We start from the raw sequence: 4,541 nt of genomic DNA, 5'->3' as shown, positions 1-4,541 counted from the left end.
GGGCCACCTGGAGGTAGGAGATCGGGTCCAGGTACGCGTCCCTGATCGCGAAGGTCTGCTGAAGCACCGGGTTGGAGTCGAGCAGCTGCTCACCGCCCGTGACCCGCAGCACCTCACGCACTGTCAGCTCGTGCTCCGCCTCGATGTCGCCGAAGACGTGCTTCAGCTCGGCCGGCACCAGCGTGTCCACGTAGTGCCGGGCGATCCGCAGGTCCGTCTTGGCGAGTGTCATCTCCACGTTCGAGATGAAGTTCCGGAAGAAGTGCCACTGCTCGTACATCTCCTCCAGGACGGAGCCGAGCCCCGCCTCGCGCACGGCCCGCAGCCCGGATCCGACGCCGAACCAGCCCGGCACGATCTGCCGCGACTGGGTCCAGCCGAAGACCCACGGGATGGCCCGCAGTCCGTCCAGGCCCGCCCCGCTGTCGGGGCGGCGCGAGGGCCGCGAGCCCAGGTGCAGGTCGGCGAGCTGGTCGACGGGTGTGGAGGCGAAGAAGTACGCGGGCAGGTCGGGGTCCTCCACGAGGCGCCGGTACGCGGAGTGTGCCGCGTCCGAGACCGTGTCCATCGCGGCGTCCCAGCGTGCGAGCGCCTCGTCGGACTGCCGCGGCGCGGTGTGCAGGGCGGATGCCTGCAGTGTGGCGGCGACGGTCAGTTCGAGGTTCTCCCTGGCCAGGGACGGGATCAGGTACTTGTCGGAGATGACCTCGCCCTGCTCGGTCACCTTGATCTCGCCCTCCAGCGTGCCCCAGGGCTGCGCGAGGATCGCGTCGTGCGAGGGGCCGCCGCCGCGGCCGACCGTCCCCCCGCGGCCGTGGAACAGCCTCAGGCGGACTCCGTAGCGGTGAGCGACGTCCCTCAGCCTCCGCTGTGCCCGGTGGATCTCCCACTGCGAGGTGGTGATGCCGCCGAACTTGGAGGAGTCGGAGTAGCCGAGCATGACCTCCTGGACGTCGCCGCGCAGCGAGACGAGGCGGCGGTACGAGGGGTCGGCCAGCATTCCGTCGAGGATGACGTCCGCGGCCTTCAGCTCGTCGGTGGTCTCCAGCAGCGGCACGATGCCGATCTTCGCCCAGCCGGCGTGCAGATCGATCAGCCCGGCCTCGCGGGCGAGCACGGCGGCCGCGAAGACATCGTCGGCACCCTGGCACATCGAGATGATGTACGACTCGATGACCTCGGGCCCGAAGCGTTCGAAGGCTTCCTTCACGGTGTGGAAGACGCCGAGGGTCTTGGCTCCGGCGGCGTCCAGCGGCGCGGGCGTCGGGGCGAGCGGCCGCCGCGAACGGAGCTCCTTGGCGAGCAGCTTCTGCCGGTAGTCGCGGGGCATGTCGGCGTAGCGCCAGGACTCCTCGCCGAGCCGGTCGAAGAGCTGGCCGAGCGCGTGGTGGTGGGCGTCGGCGTGCTCGCGTACGTCCATCGTCGCGAGCTGCAGTCCGAAGGCGGCGAGCGTGCGGATCGTACGGTCGAGGCGGCCGTCGGCGAACAGTCCGCCGCGGTGCTCGCGCAGTGACGTCTGGATCAGTTCCAGGTCGTGGAGGAGCTCGGCCGTGCCGAGGTAGTCGCGGCCGTTCTCGTGGGCCGTGCCCTTGGCGAGGCGCTTGCGCGTGTTGACGAGCTTCTGGCGGATGCAGGTGGCCTTGAGGCGGTACGGCTCTTCTGCGTTGAGGCGCTTGTAGCGGGGGCTGATCTCGGGGAGGCACTCCAGGTCGCTCTGGAGGGAGCCGAGGAGTTCCTCGGTGGCTCCTGCGTACCGGATCGAGTTGGACAGCAGTCCGCGCAGCGAGTCGATGGCTTCCAGGGCGTCGGTGATGCCGTGCTCGTGCTGGAGGATCAGCACCTCACGGGTGACGTCCGGGGTGACGTTGGGGTTGCCGTCGCGGTCGCCGCCGATCCAGGTGCCGAAGGTGAGGGGCCGGGTGCCGGGCGGCAGCTCGACGCCGACGCGCTCCAGCTCGGCGGCGAGGTCCTCCAGGACGTCGCCGACGGCGCCCGCGTGCAGCTCGTCGAGGTAGTAGATGGCGTTGCGGGCCTCGTCCGCGGGTTCGGGGCGCACGACGCGGAGCTCGTCGGTCTGCCAGACGAGGTCGATGTTCTCGGCGAGCCGCAGGTCGTGCCGGCGCCGGTCGCCTGCGATGACCGGGGTCTCCAGCAGCTCGGCGATGCGCCGGAGCTTGTTCAGTACGGACCGGCGCGCGGCCTCGGTGGGGTGCGCCGTGAACACGGGCCGGACGTTCAGGTGCCGGACCGTCTCGCGCAGATGCTCGGGGTCGGCGTCCTTGAGCATGTCGGCGGTGCGGGAGAGCAGTCCGCCCTCGGCGGCGCGGCGCTCGCGCAGCTCGCGTCCGCGGTGCACCTGCTCGGTGACGTTGGCAAGATGGAAATAGGTGGAGAACGCACGAACGAGCTTCGCGGCGGTCTCCAGGTCGGTGTCTCCCAGCAGCGCGGCGGCAGCTTCGCCGTCCGTACGGGTGAGGGCCCGAACGCGTTCTACGAGCTCCAGGAGCTCGGGTCCTTCTTGCCGTACGAGGGTTTCGCCCAGGAGATCGCCCAGTCGGCGGATGTCGGAGCGCAGCTCCGCGCTGGCGGATGAGGTCTGGTCGGCACTGCTCACAGGTGCGGCTCCTTGCAGTGTTTCAGCACGTCTGGAGGTTTTTCTGGAGGCTTGCGGACCGCGCTGTCCGACGACACCCAGGATAGGTGTCCGTTCACGCGCCGTTGTCCACGCCCCTCTTGCCGCGAGGCTTCACACTGCCATACTTACGACGCCGTAGGTTACGGATCCGTAGCCTACGGATCGGACACACCTCTCACCCCACAGGGGACACCCCATGACCACAAGCCCCGATGTGATCGACGACGCCCGGAAGCCGTCACCATCCGACCTGCCCTCCGCCACGCTCGGCGGCGACAAGAAGCGTTCGATCGAGCAGATCGCCCTGCTGCTGTTCATCACGGTGCCCTTCCTCGCCCTGCTCGCGGCGGTGCCGCTGGCCTGGGGCTGGGGCGTGAGCTGGCTCGACCTCGGCCTGATGGTGGCGATGTACTTCATCGGGTGCCACGGCATCACGATCGGTTTCCACCGCTATTTCACGCATGGCTCCTTCAAGGCGAAGCGTCCGCTGCGGATCGCGCTCGCGGTCATGGGCTCGCTGGCCGTGGAGGGCCCACTGGTCCGCTGGGTGGCGGATCATCGCAAGCACCACAAGTTCTCGGACGCCGAGGGTGACCCGCATTCGCCGTGGCGCTTCGGCGAGACGGTCCCGGCGCTGATGAAGGGCCTGTGGTGGGCGCACATCGGCTGGCTGTTCGACGAGGAGCAGACGCCGCAGCAGAAGTACGCGCCGGATCTGATCAAGGACCCGGCGATCCGGGCGGTCTCCCGCCATTTCGTCTACTGGACGATCGTCTCGCTGGCGATCCCGCCGCTGGTCGGCGGTCTGGTGACGATGTCCTGGTGGGGCGCGTTCACGGCGTTCTTCTGGGGCTCGCTGGTCCGGGTCGCGCTGCTGCACCACGTCACATGGTCGATCAACTCGATCTGCCACGCCGTGGGCAAGCGCCCCTTCAAGTCGCGCGACCGCTCGGGCAACGTGTGGTGGCTGGCGGTGCTGTCGTGCGGCGAGTCCTGGCACAACCTGCACCACGCGGATCCGACGAGCGCGCGGCACGGAGTGATGCGTGGGCAGATCGACTCCAGCGCCCGGCTGATCCGCTGGTTCGAGCTGGCGGGATGGGCGTACGACGTGCGCTGGCCGAGCGCGGACCGGATCGACGCCCGGCGCAGGACGGAGGCCGCGGAGGCGGCATGATTGAGGACGTGGCGATCGACGGCAGTAGCAGCAGCAGCGACAGGCCCCGGCGCGGGCGCAGGGTCCGGATGACCGGGGCGGAGCGCCGCCAGCAACTGCTCGACATCGGCCGCACGCTCTTCGCGGAGAAGGGCTTCGAGGGCACATCGGTGGAGGAGATCGCGGCGAAGGCCGGGGTCTCCAAGCCGGTGGTGTACGAACACTTCGGCGGCAAGGAGGGCCTGTACGCCGTCGTGGTGGACCGGGAGATGCGGCAGCTGCTCGACATGGTGACCGGGGCCCTGACCGCGGGTCATCCGCGTGAGCTGCTGGAGCAGGCGGCGTTCGCCCTGCTCGACTACATCGAGACGTACACGGACGGGTTCCGCATCCTGGTCCGCGACTCGCCGGTGGCCCAGTCCACGGGCACGTTCGCTTCGCTGATCAGCGATATCGCCACGCAGGTCGAGGACATCCTGGGCCTGGAGTTCAAGGCCCGCGGCTTCGATCCGAAGCTGGCTCCGCTGTACGCGCAGGCACTGGTGGGGATGGTCGCGCTGACCGGCCAGTGGTGGCTGGACGCCCGCAAGCCGAAGAAGGCGGAGGTCGCGGCGCATCTGGTGAATCTTGCGTGGCACGGCCTGGACGGTCTGGAGCCGAAGCCGCGGCTGATAGGGCACCGCAAGAGCTGAGCCCGCGGGCACGCATGGCCCGGTCGGCGACCGGTCCGGTCTCCGCGATGGGACGGAC

The 4,541-nt window shown here is 69.4% G+C and carries 3 protein-coding genes; 2 read left to right on the top strand and 1 reads right to left on the bottom strand.

Features of this window, described 5'->3' with window-relative positions; all coding sequences use genetic code 11:
- A partial coding sequence (ppc, locus tag ACWGI8_RS40210; protein WP_453668398.1) for a phosphoenolpyruvate carboxylase occupies positions 1-2,614 on the bottom strand: 2,614 nt, incomplete at its 3' end.
- A 217-nt stretch (positions 2,615-2,831) separates the two neighbouring features.
- On the opposite strand from ppc, the gene ACWGI8_RS40205 reads away from it, so the two are divergent.
- Positions 2,832-3,812 (top strand): acyl-CoA desaturase, encoded by a 981-nt coding sequence (locus ACWGI8_RS40205; RefSeq protein WP_453668397.1) that lies wholly within the window; start codon positions 2,832-2,834, stop codon positions 3,810-3,812.
- Positions 3,809-4,483 (top strand): TetR family transcriptional regulator, encoded by a 675-nt coding sequence (locus ACWGI8_RS40200; RefSeq protein ID WP_453668396.1) that lies wholly within the window; start codon positions 3,809-3,811, stop codon positions 4,481-4,483. Before ACWGI8_RS40205 ends, ACWGI8_RS40200 begins: the two co-directional genes overlap by 4 nt.
- Positions 4,484-4,541 lie beyond the last annotated feature (58 nt).

It is taken from the genome of Streptomyces sp. NPDC054841, assembly GCF_053611045.1.
Note: the sequence above shows the minus strand (reverse complement) of the source record. Positions and strands in the feature narration are given on the sequence as shown.